The sequence below is a fragment of the Mesorhizobium sp. M1365 genome (assembly GCF_040317865.1).
Taxonomy (GTDB): domain Bacteria; phylum Pseudomonadota; class Alphaproteobacteria; order Rhizobiales; family Rhizobiaceae; genus Mesorhizobium.
Window position 1 is genome coordinate 36,083 of sequence record NZ_JAMYLG010000034.1, and the last position, 20,366, is coordinate 56,448.

The window sequence follows — 20,366 nt, forward strand, 5'->3', positions numbered from 1 at the left end:
AAGATTGTGGCGGAATTTGGCGCGGTCGACAGGGCGAGCGCGGCGTTGACATCGAATGAGCCCCCTCTTATCTGTCCAACGACTTTGCGTCCAGAACCGTTTTCCGGGCGCTTTTTGCGTTTGTCCGCGTTCACGTGGAGTTGATGGGGCCAGCCGGCGCCTGTCGCAACGACTTGGAATGCTATCGAAAGGGCCATTGGATGGTCAGTCTCGGCGGTCTCGCCCGTAAGGTTTTCGGCTCCTCCAACGATCGTCGGGTCAAATCGACCCGGCCGCGCGTCGAGGCGATCAATGCCATGGAAAACGAGATGCGGGCGCTTTCCGACGCCGAGCTTCAGGCCCGCACGGACAAATTCCGCCAGGACATCGCCAACGGCGCCAGTCTCGACGACCTCCTGGTGCCGGCCTTCGCCACCGTGCGTGAGGCCGCCCGCCGCGTGCTCGGCATGCGGCCGTTCGACGTGCAGCTGATCGGCGGCATGGTGCTGCACAATGGCGGCATCGCCGAGATGCGCACCGGCGAAGGCAAGACGCTGGTGGCGACGTTGCCGGTCTACCTCAACGCGCTCGCCGGCAACGGCGTCCATGTCGTCACCGTCAACGATTACCTGGCCACGCGCGACTCCGAATGGATGGGCCGCGTCTACAAATTCCTCGGCCTCAAGGTCGGCGTCATCGTCCACGGCCTGTCCGACGAGGAGCGCCGCGTCGCCTACGCCGCCGATGTCACCTACGCCACCAACAACGAGCTCGGCTTCGACTATCTGCGCGACAACATGAAATACGAGCGCGCCCAGATGGTGCAGCGCGGCCACAGCTACGCCATCGTCGACGAGGTCGATTCCATCCTGGTCGACGAAGCGCGCACGCCGCTGATCATTTCCGGTCCGCTCGAGGACCGTTCGGAAATGTACAACACCATCGACACCTTCATCATCCAGCTGCAGCCGCAGGACTACGAGATCGACGAGAAGCAGAAGACCTCGATCTTCACCGAGGAAGGCACCGAGAAGCTGGAGAACATGCTGCGCGATGCGGGTCTGCTCAAGGGCGAGTCGCTCTACGACGTCGAGAACGTCGCCATCGTCCACCACGTCAACAACGCGCTGAAGGCGCACCGGCTGTTCCAGCGGGACAAGGACTATATCGTGCGCAACGGCGAGATCGTCATCATCGACGAGTTCACCGGCCGCATGATGCCCGGCCGCCGTTATTCGGAGGGCCTCCACCAGGCGCTCGAAGCCAAGGAGCATGTGGCGATCCAGCCGGAGAACCAGACGCTCGCCTCGGTCACCTTCCAGAACTATTTCCGCCTCTACAAGAAGCTCGCCGGCATGACCGGCACGGCGCTGACCGAGGCCGAGGAATTCGCCAACATCTACAATCTCGACGTCACCGAGATCCCGACCAACCTGCCGGTCATCCGCATTGACGAAGACGACGAGGTCTACCGGACGGTCGAGGAGAAATACAAGGCGATCGTCAAGGAGATCAAGGAAGCCCGCGCCAAGGGCCAGCCGACGCTGGTCGGCACGACTTCCATCGAGAAGTCCGAGCAGCTGGCCGAACGCCTGCGCAAGGAAGGTTTTAAGGATTTCGAGGTGCTGAACGCCCGCCACCACGAGCGCGAGGCGGCGATCGTCGCCCAGGCCGGCAAGCCCGGCGCGATCACCATCGCCACCAACATGGCCGGCCGCGGCACCGACATCCAGCTCGGCGGCAATGCCGACATGCGCATTGCCGAGGAGCTTGGCGACATGCCGGCCGGCCCCGAGCGCGAAGCCAGGGAAAAGGAAATCCGCGACGACATCGCCCGGCTGAAGGAAAAGGCGCTCGCCGCCGGCGGCCTCTACGTGCTCGCCACCGAACGCCATGAATCGCGCCGCATCGACAACCAGTTGCGCGGCCGCTCGGGCCGCCAGGGCGATCCCGGCCGGTCGAAATTCTTCCTGTCGCTGCAGGACGACCTGATGCGCATCTTCGGTTCCGAGCGCATGGACGGCATGCTGCAGAAGCTCGGCCTCAAGGAAGACGAGGCGATCATCCATCCGTGGATCAACAAGGCGCTGGAAAAGGCGCAGAAGAAGGTCGAGGCGCGCAACTTCGACATCCGCAAGAACCTCTTGAAATACGATGACGTCTCGAACGACCAGCGCAAGGTGGTGTTCGAGCAGCGCATCGAGCTGATGGACGGCGAGGGCCTGTCCGAGACCATCACAGAGATGCGCGAAGGCGTCATCGAGGAGATCGTCGCCAAGAACATTCCCGAAAACGCCTATGCCGAGCAGTGGAACGTCGCCGGCCTCAAGGCCGAGATCGCCGAATTCCTCAATCTCGATCTGCCGGTCGAGGACTGGGTCAAGGAAGAAGGCATCGCCGAGGACGACATCCGCGAGCGCGTCAGCCAGGCAGCCGAGGCCGCCGCCAAGGAACGCGCCGAGCGCTTCGGTCCCGACGTGATGACCTATGTCGAACGCTCCGTGGTGCTGCAGACGCTCGATCATCTGTGGCGCGAGCACATCGTCAATCTCGACCATCTGCGCTCGGTCGTCGGCTTCCGCGGCTATGCGCAGCGCGATCCGCTGCAGGAGTACAAGGGCGAAGCGTTCGAGCTGTTCCAGGCGATGCTGGGCAATCTGCGCCAGGCCGTCACCGCGCAATTGATGCGCGTCGAGCTGGTCCGCCAGGCGGCGGAAGCGCCGCCGCCCGAGGCCCCCGACATGTTCGGCAGCCACATCGACGGCTTCACCGGCGAGGACGATTTCGAAGGTGGCGAGACGGCCGTGCTGGTCCGCCAGGAGACCAACGCCGTCGTCGCCCCCGAAGACCGCGACCCGAAGAACCCGGCCACCTGGGGCAAGGTCGGCCGCAACGAGGCTTGCCCGTGCGGGTCAGGGAAAAAATACAAGCATTGTCATGGGGCGTTTGCGTAAGGCACTGCTTTCCTTCGCCCCGTTCACGGGGAGTAGGTGCCCGAAGGGCAGAGCCAGCGTTTGCGATTAGCCAATCTCCCCACCTGAGGGGGAGATGGCCGGCAGGCCAGAGGGGGGCGCGAAGGATCGCGACCCGAAGAAGACAGGCTCAAATCAACCCCGAATCGCGCGCCGCGGCCGTCGCCTCACCCCGCGAAACCGCGTCCAGCTTGCCCAGAACCGCCGAGACGTGGTGATCGACCGTCTTCGGCGAGATGGTCAGGTGCTCGGCGATCCGCTTGTTGGAAAAGCCGCGCTCGATCAGTTGCAGCACCTCCATCTGGCGCTGGGTCAGGCCCGCGCGATTGGCGCGCGTGGTTCGGCGCGGCCCCCTTGCAATGCCGTTGACGCCGTTGCGGCGCATGATATCGCGCAGGTAAACGGCGACCGGCCTGGCGCCGAGGCTTTCGAAAATCTCCAGCGCCAGGCGCTGCGCGGTCTCGTCGCCCTCTGCCAACGCCAGCCCGCGTTCGTAGGGCGCGTTCATCTCGGCCCATAGTTCTGCCGCCGCCTGCCAGTCGCCGGCGAGCAGCAGCCGGTAGGGCGCGGCCATGCCGATGGTGTCGCCTGGATCCATGTCCGGCGCCAGCTTCTGCCGCCACGTCGCCAGCTCGCCGAAACCCGCCCGCGTCGTCGACAAGCTCTCAGCCAGTGCGATCAGGCCGAGCGCCTCATCCTTGTCAGCCTGGCCGAGCCACGCCCGTTCGGCCACCAGCGCCGCATAGGGCGCCAGGCGCTGCAATTCCAATCCCTTATCCAGGAACTGCGTCATTTCGGCAAAAAGCGGCTCGGCGGACGGGTCGCCGCGCCGTATCCGCAGCTTTGCCAGGGCGACCACGGCGGGATAGCGGACCAGCATCGTCGCCTGATCGTTGGCGATCACCTCGAGCGCCTCGCCGGCAGCCTCTTCCCATTGCCCCTGGCGCAGCAGCAACTGGGCCAGCACGCCGCGCATATAGTCGCGCCAGGTGACGAGATCGTTTTCGACGCAATAGTTGATGCCGCGATCGAGGAACGACCGCGCCTCAGCGAAGCCGAGCTGGTTCATCTCGCTGCAGGCGCTGTTGGTGAAGGCGCGCGCCGCATGTTCCTGAAAATTCTGCTCCAGCGCGATCTCCAGGCTGCGGGCAAGGTGCAGCCGTCCGTTTGCCAGATCCAGCCACTGCTCGGCGCTGCCGACATTGTTGAGCGCGTGGCAGACGATGTCGGGCCGGTTCAGTTGTTCGGCGAGCGCAATCGCCTTGTTGCCGAGCCGCAGCGTGTCGTCGAGCCTTTCGGCCAGCATCGCCAGTTGCGAGAGGTTGGAATAGGCCATGGCGAGCTCCGGCCCGGCCGGCGCGGTCTCAAGCAGCTGAACCGCCTGCTCGCCAAGGGCATCGGCAGCCATGCGGTCGCCAAGCAGGTAGGCAAAGCGCGACAGCCATCTGAGGCAATCCCCTTCCTTCGCCGTATTCCCCTGGGCCTGATGCAGCCGGCGCGCCTGGTTCTGCGCGGCGATGGCCTCGTCGATCTTGCCGATGAGGTGGCACTCGAAGGCATATTTCTCATGGAGCGCCGTGCGCTCCTCCACCGGCAGGCTGTCGGCCTGCCGCAACACGGCTTCATAGAAGCCGGCCGCATCGCGATGGGCGCCGACGCGGGAGGCCTCGCGCGCCGCAACCGGGGCCAGTTCGCGCACTGCCTGCAGATTGTGCGCCTCCACCGCGTGATGCACCAGGCGGCCGGTGGAAACCTCACTGTTTTCGAGAAGGGCGGCCAGGGCGCGCTGGTTGAACTGCCGCCGGTGGCTCGTCGTCAACATGGCCTCGATGGCGCGGCGGGCGATCTCGTGCCGGAACGCATAGCCATCGCCCAGATCCTCCAGCAAGCCGTTGGCGACGCATTCGGCAAGCTGGCCGGCGCTGGCGACGCTGCACAGGCCCTGCAACGCCCAGGCATCGGCCCGCCGTGGAAACACCGACACCGCGTCGAGCATCGCGCGGGCGCCGGCCGACAGGCGCTCGGCCCGCGCCAGAACCGCGTCGCGCACGCTTGCCGGCAGCGCCGTTTTTTCCTCGCATCCGCTGCACAACAGTTCGGTGACGAAAAAGGCGTTGCCCGCCGTCGCCCGGTAGATGGCGTCGCCATCACGCCCCGCCGCCTCGGCCAGCGACAGCACCGCCGACTCGCTGAGCAGCGGCACGTCGATGCGCGCGACGCTGCCTGCCGGTATCTCGCCGAGCGCGCGGCGCACCCGCATCTGTCCCTCGCTGCGATCGGTGCGCGCCGTCAGCAGCAGCAAGAGATGCCTGTTGGCAATGCGCCGGCCGAGAAAGCGGACGAAATCGAGCGTCGCATCATCGGCCCAGTGCAAGTCCTCGATCACCAGCAGGGTCGGCTGCGCCTTTGTCTCGAAGATGTCGAGCGCATCCGAAAACAGCGGCAGCCTCTGTCCCTGCCGATGATCGATCGCCTGCGGCAGCGCCCATTGCGCGTCCCGCGCCAGATCGTAAAGCGGCCCGAGCGGATCGGGTATCGACAGATCCTCGCAGGCGCTGCGGAATATGCGCGTGGCTTGCGCAGTCCGGTCGATGAAGGCCTCGACAAGCGCGGTCTTGCCGGCCCCGGCCTCGCCAGCAAGCACCGCGACGCAGCCACGGCCGCGCCCGGCATCGGCCAGCAGCCCGTCGAGTCGCTCCAGCTGTTTCTGCCGTTCCAGAAGCATCATTCGCTCACGCAGATCGAGTTCGCCGAAAAGGCGGACCCGCGATGGACCCGCCAACATATCCCCCGCTCATAACGCTGCCAACATAGGGAATCGTCCCGCCAAAAATGGGGAAAGGCTCCGATGTGCGCTCTTGCCGGGCGTGATCAATGTCGAGCCGCGCTCAAACCGGGCGTGACCCACTGGAGAAAGGAAGGCTTCCATGCCTCGCTATCTGATTGAACGCACATTCCCGGACGGCCTCAACGTGCCGATGAACGAAGCCGGCGCCGACGCGCTGGGCGGTGTCGTCATGCGCAATGCCGAAAAGGGCGTTACCTGGCTGCAGTCCTACGTGTCGCCGGACAAGAAGCGCAGCTTCTGCATCTACGACGCGCCCTCGCCCGAGGCGATCCGCAGCACCGCCCAGAAGAATTCGCTGCCTGTCGACAAGATCACGGAGGTGCGGGTTCTTGACCCCTACTTTTACCGTTGATGGCAGGCAAACCCCAAGTGGCGGACAAAAGGATGAGTATCAAACTGCCATTCGCGGCAATTGCGACATGCCTGATGGCATGCCGGTCGGCGAACCGGCGCCTGTCGTGGGAAACCCCGGCGGTTCCCTGCTTGGCCGTCTATGGCGGATCGCGGCGGCGCTGCCTTCGCGTCTGCTGGGCAGGCGGCGCCGGCTGCCCCCGCAAGACGATTATCTGAGGCAGGACATCGGACTGCCCGAACGCGAGCAGCGGCGCGAATACTGGGAATATTATTGGTGGGACTATTAGTACGCCGCGCCGTTTGGACGGGCTGAGACAAGCCGTGCAACCGGCCGCATCATTGCGGCCGACATGAAAACAGGACGAGCGACCTGTTTCGCAAAGTTCCAACGGACGCCGCAGCGTTGAGCAGACCCGATCGGTGCGCGTCCTCAAACAACCGGAGAGAACATGAACATCAATCTTTGCACCGGGCGCCTTGCCGCCCTGGCCATCCTGTCGATCGCCGCCACCGCTGCCCAGGCAAAGGACGGCAATCCGCTGGCCGACAAGGTACGCGCCGCCAACAGCCGCTTCGAGAATGTGGCGGCGGCGACCGCTGAGGGCTACGCGCCAATCCCCTGCGCCAGCGGCATCACCGGCGGCGCCATGGGCATCCATTACGTCAATCCCGGCTACCTCAAGGACGACGCTGTCGATGTCGCCAAGCCGGAAGCGGTGATGTACGAGCCGATGGCCGACGGCACGCTAAAACTGATCGCGGTCGAATACATCACCTCGAAAGGCCCGGCCTCGCTCGATGGACATCTGTTCAACTTCAACAGCGCGCCCAATCGCTATGGCCTCGGTCCGTTCTACGAGCTGCATGTCTGGGCCTGGAAGGGCAACCCGACCGGCGCCTTCGCCGACATGAACCCGAATGTTTCATGTGATGCGATGAAGGGGACGTAGGCGGGGCTCTTCCTTCTCCCCGTTCTACGGGGAGAAGGTGCCCGACGGGCGGATGACGGGCAGCACCGGCGTTGGCCAATCTCCCCACCTGAGGGGGGCGGCTGGCCGGAGGGTTTTTTGGCCAAGCGGATCTCACGCACCAGCTTCAACCGTTATAGATCACACCGATTATTCGGCGCACGTGTTGCACTTGTGGGACGCCAGGTTGCGCCTTTCCTACAGATAGGACTTCCGATGAACCAAGACCGCCTATGCTCTCGAATTGACGCAGATGAGCGAGATTTCCGGGGAGAGCGGACCCTATCCGCTTGAATATACCGGCTCCGCTATCGAGAGCCAGCGCAACCAACGTTCCCTCATGGTGCCCAATTTCGGCAAGACTGATTGAAGGCCCTCCGAGCACTATCTGCTTTGGAAGAGCAAGCGGCACAGCGCTCTCATCTACAACGCGAAACCCGACCTCAACGCGAGCCAGAACTTTAGATGCATCAACGAGAACGGCCTCATCCTGCCCTTGATCTACTTTGATGTCGTGATCGAACAAAACACCCGCAACCTGATGGACGGAAACTTCTGCTTCAGGAAAAAATACTGTGTAAGGACTTCTTGCGCTAGGATCCGGAACTTCCGCTGTTAACCCAATAAAGTCCGAGCCCTTCGAGCGAAGGAACCGGCGCGCGAAGATCGACTGACCGTGACGCGCGATGACGAGACGGCGGTCGAGGACCGGACCGGGCTGCGCTTCGACAATTGCTAGAGATCCTTGGGGAGCCGCAAAGCCAAAATTATGGCGACGTAGATAGAATACAGCCTTTCCAACCAATAGCTTAGGATCGAACGGTTCTGTGGCCTCTTGCGAACCCATGGCGGGAGAGTGTTGGGTAAATGCCGCAAGATCAGGGTAGACTATCAGGTTAAGTGACGGCGGCGTCATCGGATCTAAGGCCGGCGGCACGTCAACTGCCCCAGTGGGGGTTGGTGAAATGGCCGCGCGGCGCTTCCATCGATCGCATTCCTCGTACATTCGCCCGGTAAGCACAACGAGTTGCCCAAGATCATCGGCACATTGCGCAACCTCCCCCGGACGAATTTCCTGACGATTCCCATGATGCGCTTTGTTCATCAATTGCAGCACGAGCGAGCCTTCGGCCAACGCTGGGTGCGAGATGAAGTCTGAAAACACCTGCATCGCAAACATCCCTTGCGGACCGGCTTTTATGCAAGATCGCAGGCGATCTGCAAAGGTTCTCAATGTTGGATCGGGATTTGCTTTTGCCCAAACCAAATGAGCGGGATCATCGAACACATCACCCAACGCTGCTTCAAAGAAAACTCTGCAACCGTCCGCATAAGATCGAGCAGGCTCTTCAGCATTTCGGTCTCTATCATACAATTCCTTGCGAGCCTCGATCTCTGCCTGATGGGGTGTTGTTCTAACTACAGGTTGGTTCAGCGTAGCCGGATGAACGGCAAGGTGTTCCACAGCGGGACGAACCGGCAGCCGGGCAACCACGCCGGCAAAGCGCCTATCGTAAGACGTAACAATTAGCTGTGCGCCTAGCTCGATAAGGGTTCCAAAGGAGTTGGCTAGCTGTTGCCGATTTTCATCATCGAGCAATTCCTGCGGATCATCGAGCAAAAGGGTCTTAAGACCCCCACGGGTTTTCAGCACATGCTCCCAAAAGGCAAAGAAGAAACCAACCAAACTAGCCCGCAGCGCCGACGCATTTGTCACGTGCTGTGCAGGCGCAGACACACCACCTGCACGAACAACAAGATCGAGTTTGCCCTTCCGTCCCATAGAAGCGTCGACCAACTCGTGTGCGGTGCTGGGGAACGTGCTGACATAAATTCGCGACCGCCATAGCGCTGCTTCGGTGCGGAGGGTCTTACGCAGTTGATCGACTTGCCGATCCGCCAACTCGCCTAACTTTGAAAGATTTACGAGCGCGGTGCCCGCGGTTTCGTACTCGGCGATCCGTTTTTCGGCAGCACGCCGAAGTTTGATTTCATCTTTCAAACGAGTGCACTTTGCTAGGGCCTTGGTAATTGGCTCCGCGCCTTTCACAGTGACATCAAGCTCTAAGAGCTTGCCCATGAGTGTGACCTTTTCTGGAAGCTCACCCGTTTTGCGCCTACGACCAACGACGTTTTCAAAGACTTGACGTGCGAAGACCTCGTTTTCTTGTCGCCATCGGGCAAAACGCAATGCCAAGTCGAGACGCTTCAATCCCTCCGTGAGGGCCGCACAAGTCGCAGGAAGCGAGATCGGGGTAGCGGCAGGGAGGTCGGGGCTCTGTTTGACGACTTCGTCAAAGGCTTTGGCCGTCTCACTTTTGAGAGCGACCAATTCGCCTCCGAACGCGTCAAGAGCGAAAAGTTCATCGACCAGAGCCTTGCGTATGAGGTCGATGGGATGAGTCGGCAGATCGCGTTTGAGTTCAGCTTGCAATGCTTCGGGTAGAACGCTGTTAAGTTCACCTAGAGCGATCTGTGACCAGCGATTTAGGGTTTGGGCAATCAGCGAGGCGTCCAGGCTAGCCTCGTGAATATGCGTCTTTACAAGCCGGCCACTGACGGGGTCCTGGGCTTCGACCAGAGAGCCGCCACACACAACGCACTGATCTTCAGTGCGAACAGCGTCGGGATGTTCTTCGATCCAAGTAGCCACATGAGCGTAAAGGCGCGAACGAGCCGCAGACGATGGATCTCGCGCCAAAGCGTCGAGTAACTTTGCCTCACGTACTATCTCGGCAATTTTGGTCTCGGCGGTGCTTAGCTGCTCCGACGAGAGTTCGCGAAAACCCCGCAACCTTGCCATCGAGGGAAGTCGTTGGGGCTGACCTACTTCGTTGAGTGCGGGCGCAATCGAAGTCTCAAGATCGGCGCTCCGTTTGGGGTCAACGGGATCGAACCCTTCACCAAGGATATCGCGAACGGACTCATAGGCTGTCGCCTTTGTGGCTTCAAAATACCCGGTGATTTCGTCAAGGGTTTCTTCAGCAGTCGCATCACTAGAAGGTTCCGGCATCGCCTTTGGCGGCACGAGCGCCGGATAGGGCTTTAGCTCCGCAGTAAAGTCGTCCCGCGCAGTTCTGTAAATCCGATCAATTCCCTCCAGTTCCTTAGTTTTGGCCTTAATAAACTCCTTTATCTTGTTCTTGGCGCGCAGAGCGTGCCCGGCGAGGTCTACCAGCGCCGATAGGCCCGTTAACTCGGCGACGGCCCGGCCTAGTTCGGATTCACTTCCAACTTTGATGAGTGGGAGAAGGCCTGGCATAACTGTCCCGATCCGCACGGCTATCGGATCAATGGCGAGGCCAGCTAGCTCCGGCGGAATCTCCTCAAGGGCACCTCGCGCGGTTCGCCTCTGAATGCGGCGGACAGGGGGCAATATTTCCCCTTCTTCGTCAGCAAAGGTCAACTCAACCCATGTGTCAGCTGGAACCCACCCCTGATCAGGCCGAAATTGAGAAACATCTGGCATGGGGGTAACTGGGGAGAGCCGGTGCGCCGTTTCACCGTCCTCTCCATCTGCATTTGCTATCCAGCAATCGAAGTCTACATCCGCCCTTTCTGGCTCGCGCTGTGGGCGAAGGATCTCACCTGTTAGACCCCAAATAATGGCATTTGCTAGCGAGGTCTTTCCGGAGCCGTTGCGGCCCTCGAACAGGGTCACCGGCGCTGTAAATTCATGAACATAGTTTTGCGGAGGCGCGCCAGGAGTTCCAAATTTGTGAAGCCCCGCAAACCTATGAGCTTCGAGCTTTACCAACGTCAGACGCCTATTGTTGGTATTAGCCGCGCGCGCCGGAATTGCCGCCACTTCTGGCGGCTCAGCGAGAATTGCATCCACCAATTGTTCAGCGTGCGCAGCACTTACGTTGGCTATCCAATTTGCCGCGCCTCGCGTCCGGTACCATTGTAGAGCGCTGCGTGCCCGGTTATCGGCCAACGCAAATAATACGTCACCGTCAATAGCAACCGCCCGATCACTAACCAGATCTGTCAACAGAGACTCTAGGGTATGGAGGTGGAGCAGTTGCGGCGTAAATTCAATCATTTCCCCGCCAAATATTTTTTCGCGAATGTTGTTCGATCTAGACATCTGGCAGTCGGGTGAACTAAGCGGATGAGCTCAACTGATTTTTTCAGAAAAACGTCGCACAATCCAAAATTGGGCAATGAACTTTGTCCCCTAAAGCAAAATTTGTCTATACCTTTGCGACTCCCTACCTTCGTTAGTAAGCTTTATTTTGAGAACGTCTGCAACAACGGTAGGGCAAGGCAAATTTTCGAAAGCCAGCGCCGCCCCTCATCCGCCTGCCGGCACCTTCTCCCCGTATAGAGACGGGGCGAAGGGAACTCCCCACCCAACCGTTTCTTAATGTGTCTCCGCTACACCCAACCCCTGTAAATTGGCGGAAAACGGAGTGTGATCGGGGTGCGCTTTTCCGCGGCGACGACAGCCGGGCGGTTCCTGCCGCAGCGCCTTGCGCTGCGCATCAGGCCGCTGCTTGGCCTGATCGATGCCGTCCTGTTCAGCGCCGGCGCGCGCGGCGAGGCCGGCCGCATGTCGCTGATCGCCTTTTCGGTCCGCATCGTCAGCGCCGTCATCGCCTTCGTCAGCCAGGTCCTGATGGCGCGCTGGATGGGCTCGTTCGAATACGGCATTTTCGTCCTCGTGTGGGTGACGATGGTCATCGTCGGCAATCTCGCCTGCCTCGGCTTCCACACCTCGATCATCCGCTTCATTCCCGAATATCGCGAGCGCGGCATGATGGCCGAACTGCGCGGCATCGTGCGGGCCAGCCGGCTGTTCGTGCTGATTGCCTCCACCGTGATCGCCGGCCTCGGCGCGCTCGGCGTCTGGCTGCTGTCGGCCTATATCGAAAACTACTATGTCGTGCCGTTCATCCTCGGCATCATCTGCCTGCCGATGATCGCCATGTCCGACCTGCTGCAAGGGCTGGCGCGGGCCAATTCCTGGGCGCTGTTTGCGCTGTCGCCGACATTCCTGGTGCGGCCGCTGCTGATCCTGGCGTTCATGGCGCTGATGCTCCTGGCGGGCTATGCGCCCGACGCCAGAACGGCGATCTTCGCCGCGATCACCGCCACCTATGCCACCACGCTCGGCCAGCTTATCGGCGTGACGTCGCGCATCGACAAAAGGATCCCGGCCGGACCGATGAAATTGCATTTCGGCCAATGGTTCATCGTCTCGCTGCCGATCTTCCTGGTCGAGAGCTTCTTCTTCCTGCTCACCAACGCCGACGTGCTGATGGTCGGCGCCTATCTCGATCCCAACGACGTCGCCGTCTATTTCGCCACGGTCAAGACGCTGGCACTGGTGCATTTCGTCTATTTCGCCGTCAAGGCCGGCGTTGCCCAGCGCTATGCCCAGTTCACCCATGGCGAGCCGCAAAAGCTCGCCGCCTTTGCCCGCGAAACCGTGTCGTGGACCTTCTGGCCGTCGCTGGTCATGGCGCTGCTGGTGCTGGCCCTGGGCGAGCCGATGCTGACCCTGTTCGGCCCCGAATTTTCCGCCGGTTATCCGCTGCTGTTCCTGCTGGTGTTCGGCGTCGTCGCGCGGGCCGCCGTCGGCCCTTGCGAAAGCCTGCTCACCATGAGCGGCAACCAGAATATCTGTGCCGCCGTCTATGCCATGACGCTGGCCTTCAACATCGCGCTTAGCGTCGTGCTGATCCCGCTCTTCGGCCTGTGGGGCGCGGCGATGGCCACCGTCTTCGCCATGATCTTCGAGGCCGGCGCGCTGTCCTTTACGGTCTGGCGCAAGCTCGGCATCGCCATGGTCATTTTCGTTCCCGCCAAAGGAGCCGCCTGATGGCTGCCGTCCCCTTGCTCGAGGAAACCAGCGGCGGCCCGGCCGGCGCCATGGTGTCCGGCCTTGCCGGGCTTGCCCGCGAAGCCGATCCCGCCCATGTCGAGATCCTCGCCAACAACCGGCCCGAGCGCAAGCTTGCCATCTATCCGGCCTCCGCCGGCTTCGACCTGGTCGAGGAGCTCGACTATCTCTGTACCCGCACGATCGAGCCCAACGTCTTCTTCAATCCGCGCTTCCTGGCGCCGGCCATGCCCAGGCTCGAGGACCGTGAGGTGCGGCTGGCCGTCATCCGCGACGGCGACCAGTATCGCAACCGGCTGCGCCTGCTGGTGCCGTTCTCGGTCGAGCGGCCGGCGGTGCCGCTCGGAGTTCCCGTCATGCGCACCTGGTCGAGCCCGTTCGGCCCGATCGGCACGCCGCTGGTCGACCGCGACGATCCGATCGGCGTGATCGAGGATTTCTTCTCGATGCTGTCCAGGCCGCATCTCAAACTGCCGAAAGTCTTCGTGCTGCCCGACATAAGGCTGGATGGCCCGGTGGCGAGCCTGCTCGCCAGCGTCGCCGAAACGCGCGGCCTGACGCTGGTCACCACCGGCAAGGCCGAGCGCCCGGTGCTCGAAAGCGAGCTCAATGGCGAGGAATATCTGAAAGCTTCGCTGCGCGCGCACCATTATCGCGAGTTCCGCCGCCTGAAGCGCCGCCTTGCCGACCTCGGCCGGCTGGAGCATGTCGTGGCGCGCGGGCCGGACGAGATCCGCCATGCCATCGAGAATTTCCTGACACTGGAGGCCGCCGGCTGGAAAGGCCGCGAGCGCACCGCCATGGCCATCGACCGCTACCGCGCCGCCTTCGCCCGCGAAGCGGTGCACCGGCTGGCCGAACAGGATCTTTGCCGCATCCATTCGCTGACGCTCGACGGCCGCACCATCGCCTGCCTGGTCGTCTTCGTCGAGGCCGGCGTCGCCTACACCTGGAAGACCGCCTATGACGAGACGCTCGCTGCCTATTCGCCGGGCACGCTGCTGATGATCGAGGTGACCAGGCAGCATCTCGACGACCCCAACATCATGATGACCGATTCCTGCGCGGTGCCCGACCATCCGGTGATGAGCCGGCTGTGGAGCGAACGCAAGCCGATGGGCACGCTGGTGATCGGGCTGACGCCGGACGCCGACCGCCCCGCCCGCCAGGCGGCGTCGCAGCTTCACCTCTACCGCGAAACCCGCAACATGGCGCGCCTGCTGCGCAACCGGATGAGGAGCCTGCTGCGCCGGCGCTAGTGCATGGGGTCCAAAGTGGGCCCGACCGTCCGTCTCCGCACCGTCGGCTCTCTCGGGCCTAGGTCGTCAGGGTTAATTCTCCCGATCAGCGGAAAGGATTAGCATCGACGCAGTCCCAACCGGGATGAGGCGATCAATTACGGCCGCGCGTCCAGCATCACTGCCGCCTCGGTCCTGCACGGCCAGAAGAAAAAAATCTGGGAGGAATGCATGATGAAAACAACTCACCTCAGGCGTGTCGGTATCCTCACCTTGGCAGGTCTCGTTGGCGCGTGTCTGAACGCCGCCACGCCTCGGGCGGCCGAACCCGACAAAGCCGAGATCGATGCCCTGCGTAAATCGCTGTCCAGGTATGAAGACTACAAGGTTGCCATTCGCGAGCTTTATCTATCGACGGTAGGATGCGTCTTCTACAGCGGTGAAAAGGTAGAGGGGGCGATGGACTACCCGAAGGGCGCGATGGGCATCCATTTCGTCAACGTCACGACTGTCGGCCCGACCGCGGATCCGACGCGCCCCAATGTGCTGATCTATGAGCCGGTCGGCGGCGAATTGCGCCTGGTCGGCGCGGAATGGCTCGTGCCCTTGACGCCCGACACCAAGGAGCCGCCGAAGCTCTTCGGCCAGACATTCCAGGGGCCGATGGAGGGGCATTATCCGCTCATCCCGAAGGAGTTCCACCACTACGACCTTCACGCCTGGCTGTTCAAGGACAACCCGCTCGGAATGTTCAGCCCGACGAACCCGGACGTGAAATGCGACAATTATGCGTTCCCGATGCCGGAGCAGCCCACCAAGATGGTGCCGGGGCCGATGTGAGCGACCTCGTTACCGCCTGAGGCTGTCGGAGGGACCGGCCGCGGCCTCAATAGCAGTTATCCCAGGAGGGCTCCTGGGATAACGCCAGCCGAGCTCGCTTGAGCGGCCGGATATGGCCTATCCTAACTTTATCCGGCGGTTAGCCAGGACGCTCGTTGCTCTCGGTCGATTCCCGAAAGCCATGTCATTGGACCTGGCCGCAGCCTCGCTCCGATCGCCGTCGCGAAGCGAAAGGACATCGCTCTGGCCAACGCTGTCGGCAGGTCGTCACGAAGCGGACGCGGTGACTTTGGGGCGTCCGAACTCGACGTCCCAGCTGCGCTCCTGGGGTGCGGCTTCGCCATTCAGGCCGAGTTTGGGGAAAAGCAATTCAGCGACGTTGAACGCCTCTTCCAGATGCGGATAGCCGGACGCGATGATGGTTTCGATGCCGATCTCCTGATACTCGCGAATGCGCGCGGCAACATTGTCGGGATTGCCGACCAGGGCCGTTCCCGCACCGCCACGCACCAGCCCCGGTCCCGCCCACAGGTTCGGGCCGACGATCAGCCGGTCGCGGCGGCCCTGATGCAGCGCCGACATGCGCTTTTGGCCGACGGATTCCGAAATATGGACAAATCCCTTCTGGGCTTCGGCGATCAGGTCGTCGGTGACGTGGCTGATCAGCCGGTCGGCCGCCGCCCACGCCTCATCCTCCGTTTCGCGTACGATCAGGTGAATGCGAAGGCCGAAGCGGATCGTTCGGCCTTGCGCCGCTGCTGCCTGTCTGACGCGGCCGATCTTTTCGGCAAGCTGGTCCACCGGTTCACCCCAGCTCAGATAGGTGTCCACGTGCTTGGCGGCGATCGCGATGCCGGCATCCGAAGAGCCTCCGAACCAGAGTGGCGGATGCGGCCGCTGAACCGGCGGGAAGGAAATGTCGATGCCGTGGGCGGAAAGATATTTGCCGTCGAAATCCGCCGGCTCACCCGAAAGGATCCGCCGCCAGATCGTCAGGAACTCGTCGGTCTGTGCATAGCGCTCGTCATGACTGAGCTTGTTGCCGTCGCCGGCGAGATCGGCCGGGTCGGCTCCAGTGACGACATTGAGCAGGACACGACCACCGGAAATGCGGTCCAGAGTGGCCGCATGACGCGCAAACAGCGCCGGTGTTCCGCTGCCCGGCCGAAGTGCCACGAGGAACCTCAGCCGTTCGGTGAGCGGGATCAGCCCGGCCGCCACGATCCAGGCGTCTTCGCAACGCGTTCCTGTCGGCAGGAGCACGCCCTTGAAGCCAAGCCGGTCCGCAGCCTGGGCGATCTCCCTGAGATAGCCGAAGGTTGCCGGGCGGTGCCGCTCGTCCGTGCCGAGATACGGTCCATCGCCATGGGTCGGCAGATACCAGTAGAGGTCGAGCGGACGGGTGTTGCTGGACATCGGATTGTTTCCTTCAGCGATTGCGGAATGTCTAGGCAAGCGTCAGATCTTGCCCTTCCAGGGGATGAGGCGATGCTCCAGCCAGCGCATGCCGCTGGTAAAGGCGAAGGCAAGGATGGCGATGACGATGAGGCCGACGAAGACGACGTCGGTGGCGAGGAAATTGGCCGCCGACATGATCATGTAGCCGAGGCCCGACTGGGCCGCGATCAGCTCGGCCGCTACCAGCGTGGACAATCCGGCGCCGATGGCAATCTTCAGGCCGGTCATGATTTCCGGCAACGCGGACGGCAGGATGATGCTGGTGAAAAGTTGCAGCCGGCTCGCACCGAGCGACAGCGCGGCATTGATGCGTTCGGCCGGCACCGACCGGACGCCGGCCTGTGCGGCAAAACAGATCGGGGCGAAGGTCGACAGCGACAGGAGCACGATCTTGGACGTTTCGCCGATGCCCAGCCAGATGATCAGCAGCGGCAGGTAGGCCAGAGGCGGCAGACCCCAGTAGAGATCGATCGGAACGCTGAAAATGCCCTTGACCCAGCGATTGAGTCCCATCAGCAGGCCGAGCGGAATGCCCAGGAAAATGCCGACACCGAGCGCCGCGGCGATGCGGCCGAGGCTGGCGAGTGTGTGCTCGAGGAGCGTACCGTTGGCATAGCCATCGGCCCAGACGGCGCTGAACTGGGTCAGTACCTCGGCGGGCGACGGCAGGAACAGCGGCGACGCCCAGCCGAAGCGCGTGGCCAAAAACCACAAGGCGATGAGCGACGCCAGGGTGACCAGGCTGATGCCGAGCGTGCTTGTCGAAGCGGACCGGCGCGTCTTGGGAGACGGCGCGCGCTGAGCTATCGAAGACGAAAAAGAGGTTCCGGAATTGGCGGCGAGCGTCATTGCAAGGTTCCTGTGCGGGCGCCTTCCGGCTGGTGGATGAGCGAGCGGATTTCCTGCCGCAGTTCGATGAAACGCGGGTGGGACTGGATCGGCCCGATGTCGCCGCTCTCAGCGAAGTCGCGAACGAAGTCGGCGTCGAACCGGGCAACGATGCGGCCTGGTCGAGGCGACATCACAACGATGGTGGTGCCGAGCGTGAGGGCTTCCTCGATCGAATGGGTAATGAACAGGATCTGCTTGCCGGTCTTGGCCCAGACCGAGGCCAGAAGCTGCTGCATCGTCTCGCGCGTCAGGCTGTCGAGGGCGCCGAACGGCTCGTCCATCAGCAGGATCTTCGGATCGGTGGCCAGCGCCCGCGCGATGCCGACTCGCTGGCGCATGCCGCCGGACAGTTCATAGGGCGGCTTTTCGGCGAAATCGGCGAGCCCGACCAGTTCCAGCAGACGCCTCGATCGCTCATGGCGTTCGCCGCGCCGCACGCCTCGGTATTTCAGGCCGAGAGCGACATTGTCCAGCACATTGGCCCAGGGCAGCAAGGTATCTTTCTGGAAGACGACGCCACGATCGCCGCCGGGCGCGACAATTTCTTTTCCGTCCAGTGTGATCGTGCCTTCGGTGAGCGGCAGGAAGCCGGCGATCGCGTTGAGCAATGTCGACTTGCCGCATCCGGAAGCACCAACCGCGACAACGATGGAATCTGGAGCGATATCGAGCGAGACGTGATCAAGCGCGTGTACGTCCTGGCCATCCGAGGCCGGAAAGGTCACGCTGGCATCGCGGATCCGAAGCATGGTGGGCCTCCAAGCAGTCTGGCTGGCGAGAATTCCGCCAGCCAGAACCTGAATTTCGTCAGGTGATTTCTAGTTCGAGGCCTTGGCAGCGTCTGCGTATTCCGGATCGGCGAACGCGGCGTAGCTGTCCTTGATGGCGGTGATCTTGTGCTGGTCCTTCAGGAAGCCTGCGGTGTCCTTGAGGATTTTCGCAACGGCGCTCTTGTCGCCACCGCCCAGCCATTTGTCGGACACCTGCTCGTCGAGCGGCGGAACCACAGTCGTCTTCAACTGCTCCGAATTCTCGGCCGCCGTGCCGCCCTGCAATTTGGCGATCAGCTTGGCGCTCTCTGAGTCCGGTCCCCATGCGGCCGGGTTGCTCAGGTAGGCGGTGTTGTAGCCGTCGATCAGCCGGACATACTGGCCGAGGAAGTCGGGATTGGCCTTGGCGAACTCGCCGGTCACGACCAGCGCGCTGAAGGTCGGCGCGCCACGGTCGGCGACCTGGCCGGCTGTGAGCAGAACCTTGCCGTCCTTTTTGAGTTCAGAGAGTGCCGGATCCCAGACGAAGGCCCCGTCAATGTCGCCGCGCTTCCAGGCAGCGACGATTTCGGGCTGCGGAATGGCGATGACCTGGGTTTCTTTCTCCGAAATGCCTTCCTGCTTGAGGACGGCGAGAAGCTGGTAATGGTCCGTCGATACTGGCGCGGCCGCGAGCTTCTTGCCCCGCAGGTCGGCCGGCGACTTGATATCGGGCCGCACCACCAGGGCTTCTCCGTCACGGGAGACCGAGGAGATGTAGAAGGCCTTCACGTCGATGCCCCTGCTGACGGCTGCGGCGAACGGGCTTGATCCGACATCGCCGATCTGGACGTCGCCGGATGCGATGGCAGCAAAGATGTCAGCACCGGAATTGAAGCGGCGGTATTCGATGTTCCAGCCGGTTTTCTTGGCAAGATCGCCGTTGGCAATACCGAGGTTGTAGGGATTGGCACCGGTCTGGTAGGCGATGACGACTTTCTTGTCGTCGGCATGCGCTGCAGCGGATGTGGCCGCTATGGCAAGCCCGACAAGGGCGGCGGAAATAAGTTTTCGCATGGAGCCTTAATCCTTTTGAACAGAGGGCAAACCCCTCGACCGCCCTATTCAAAGAGCGTTGGATTAAAGTCCACTGATATTATAGACTTAGATAGCAATGGAATTCTTAAAATCAGCTCGCGCTTAAAAAAGAATTCGGATTTAGACGGCACCCTGTCGCCCGCGGGATTATTCAGGCGCAAAATGCGGAGTGCTTACGGGCCGCGCCTTGGCCATATATCGCCTATCAGGCACTTGCCTTGGCACTTTATCCGTCAGCCCGAAGCCGCCCGGACCGGTTGGCTCTTCGGCTGGCGCGCTGAAAGCAGGGCAACGAATTGATCCACGGCCTGCCCGGCCCGCGCCAGAACCAGCGAATCTACGAGCTTGCCGTCGGCAAAGTCGCTGTCACTGCCATAGACGGCGCTCGGCACCGTCAGGGCGGAGTAAAAGCCAAACAGCGGGCGAAGCTGATGTTCGACTACCAGCGCGTGGCGCTGGCCACCACCCGTCGCGCCGATCAGGACCGGCCGGTCGACGAGCGCCAGTGGATCGATGAGGTCGAACAGATGCTTGAACAGGCCAGCATAGGAGCCGTTGTAGACCGGCGTCGTGACGATCAGCGCGTCGGCCTGTTCGACCGCGTTTACCACATTCAGCGCCTCCGGCGTCAATTCCCTTCGCGTAAACGCAGCACCCAGACCACGGCCGGCATCGACAAGATCGAGGAAATTTACTGTGACAGACAATCTTTCGCGCAGCGCCTCGCCGAGATGATGCGCCAGCGTCCGCGACTTCGACGGCCTGTGGGTGTTGCCCGAAAGCACGACGATGTTCTGGCGCAGCCGTTCGACGTGGAAATTCATGGGCTCTCTCATCTGTCCAAAGCAATTGGAAACGCGGGCGGGGCCGCCGGCCCCGCCATTTCGTCGGCGACCGTCAGGCGGCGCGCAGAGGCCGTGTCAGCGGGATCGGCGCGGCCGGCTCCGAACGCGGCACGCGGCCTTCGACCGGATGGCTCGGATCATTGAACCCATGCGTTGAGGCATGACCGGCAGTGACGAGGCGGTCGACAAAGGCCTCGTCCTCGGCGCTCAGCCTGAAGTCCAATGCCTTCGCATAGCTGTCCCACTGTTCCTCGGTACGCGGGCCGGCGATCGCCGCC

Annotated in this window: 14 protein-coding genes and 1 pseudogene; 7 read left to right on the forward strand and 8 right to left on the reverse strand. The window is 62.3% G+C overall.

The window, feature by feature from the left end:
* Nucleotides 1–200 precede the first annotated feature (200 nt).
* Nucleotides 201–2,933, forward strand: coding sequence for a preprotein translocase subunit SecA (gene secA, locus NKH04_RS25825; protein WP_352821644.1), 2,733 nt, complete (start codon nucleotides 201–203; stop codon nucleotides 2,931–2,933).
* 148 nt (nucleotides 2,934–3,081) lie between these two features.
* Here the strand turns inward: secA and NKH04_RS25830 are convergent, their stop codons facing one another.
* Nucleotides 3,082–5,679, reverse strand: coding sequence for a helix-turn-helix transcriptional regulator (locus NKH04_RS25830; RefSeq protein ID WP_353045169.1), 2,598 nt, complete (start codon nucleotides 5,677–5,679; stop codon nucleotides 3,082–3,084).
* 199 nt (nucleotides 5,680–5,878) lie between these two features.
* Between NKH04_RS25830 and NKH04_RS25835 the strand changes: the two genes are divergently transcribed.
* From NKH04_RS25835 to NKH04_RS25845, 3 genes are all read left to right on the forward strand, one after another.
* Nucleotides 5,879–6,151 carry a DUF4242 domain-containing protein gene (locus tag NKH04_RS25835; RefSeq protein ID WP_023677971.1) on the forward strand — a complete coding sequence of 91 codons (273 nt, stop codon included), beginning with the start codon at nucleotides 5,879–5,881 and terminating at the stop codon, nucleotides 6,149–6,151.
* Between the two features lie 67 nt (nucleotides 6,152–6,218).
* The gene (locus NKH04_RS25840; protein ID WP_352683007.1) at nucleotides 6,219–6,440 is read left to right on the forward strand and encodes a hypothetical protein; all 222 of its coding nucleotides are present in this window, start codon (nucleotides 6,219–6,221) and stop codon (nucleotides 6,438–6,440) included.
* A 162-nt stretch (nucleotides 6,441–6,602) separates the two neighbouring features.
* Entirely contained in the window at nucleotides 6,603–7,103 is a 501-nt protein-coding gene (locus tag NKH04_RS25845; RefSeq protein WP_352831704.1) for a hypothetical protein, read from the forward strand.
* 145 nt (nucleotides 7,104–7,248) lie between these two features.
* Here NKH04_RS25845 and NKH04_RS25850 read toward each other — a convergent pair whose 3' ends face one another.
* Nucleotides 7,249–11,166 (reverse strand): ATP-binding protein, encoded by a 3,918-nt coding sequence (locus tag NKH04_RS25850; protein ID WP_353045170.1) that lies wholly within the window; start codon nucleotides 11,164–11,166, stop codon nucleotides 7,249–7,251.
* A gap of 381 nt (nucleotides 11,167–11,547) precedes the next feature.
* Here NKH04_RS25850 and NKH04_RS25855 point away from each other — a divergent pair, with 381 nt between their 5' ends.
* The 3 genes from NKH04_RS25855 to NKH04_RS25865 all read left to right on the forward strand — a co-directional run bounded on the left by NKH04_RS25855 (nucleotide 11,548) and on the right by NKH04_RS25865 (nucleotide 15,047).
* The gene (locus tag NKH04_RS25855) at nucleotides 11,548–12,948 is read left to right on the forward strand and encodes a lipopolysaccharide biosynthesis protein (RefSeq protein ID WP_352872568.1); all 1,401 of its coding nucleotides are present in this window, start codon (nucleotides 11,548–11,550) and stop codon (nucleotides 12,946–12,948) included.
* Nucleotides 12,948–14,228, forward strand: a complete 1,281-nt coding sequence (locus tag NKH04_RS25860) for a GNAT family N-acetyltransferase (RefSeq protein ID WP_352831697.1) — start codon at nucleotides 12,948–12,950, stop codon at nucleotides 14,226–14,228. The genes NKH04_RS25855 and NKH04_RS25860 overlap by 1 nt, the downstream gene beginning before the upstream one ends.
* Nucleotides 14,229–14,438: 210 nt before the next feature.
* Nucleotides 14,439–15,047: a hypothetical protein gene (locus NKH04_RS25865; RefSeq protein ID WP_352831695.1), complete on the forward strand. Its 609-nt coding sequence runs from the start codon at nucleotides 14,439–14,441 to the stop codon at nucleotides 15,045–15,047.
* A gap of 267 nt (nucleotides 15,048–15,314) precedes the next feature.
* Here NKH04_RS25865 and ssuD read toward each other — a convergent pair whose 3' ends face one another.
* From ssuD to NKH04_RS25895, 6 genes and pseudogenes are all read right to left on the reverse strand, one after another.
* Nucleotides 15,315–16,463, reverse strand: coding sequence for an FMNH2-dependent alkanesulfonate monooxygenase (gene ssuD / locus NKH04_RS25870; RefSeq protein ID WP_352831693.1), 1,149 nt, complete (start codon nucleotides 16,461–16,463; stop codon nucleotides 15,315–15,317).
* Between the two features lie 42 nt (nucleotides 16,464–16,505).
* A complete protein-coding gene (locus NKH04_RS25875; RefSeq protein WP_352542466.1) occupies nucleotides 16,506–17,354 on the reverse strand; it encodes an ABC transporter permease subunit in 849 nt (282 codons plus the stop codon).
* On the reverse strand, nucleotides 17,351–18,145 hold the full coding sequence (locus NKH04_RS25880) for a taurine ABC transporter ATP-binding protein (RefSeq protein WP_352471351.1): 795 nt from the start codon (nucleotides 18,143–18,145) through the stop codon (nucleotides 17,351–17,353). Before NKH04_RS25880 ends, NKH04_RS25875 begins: the two co-directional genes overlap by 4 nt.
* Before the next feature lie 69 nt (nucleotides 18,146–18,214).
* Nucleotides 18,215–19,222, reverse strand: coding sequence for a taurine ABC transporter substrate-binding protein (gene tauA, locus NKH04_RS25885; RefSeq protein ID WP_352471352.1), 1,008 nt, complete (start codon nucleotides 19,220–19,222; stop codon nucleotides 18,215–18,217).
* A 254-nt stretch (nucleotides 19,223–19,476) separates the two neighbouring features.
* Nucleotides 19,477–20,067 (reverse strand): FMN reductase, encoded by a 591-nt coding sequence (msuE, locus tag NKH04_RS25890; protein ID WP_352471353.1) that lies wholly within the window; start codon nucleotides 20,065–20,067, stop codon nucleotides 19,477–19,479.
* A gap of 73 nt (nucleotides 20,068–20,140) precedes the next feature.
* Nucleotides 20,141–20,366, reverse strand: a pseudogene (locus NKH04_RS25895) (aldo/keto reductase); the annotation flags it as partial.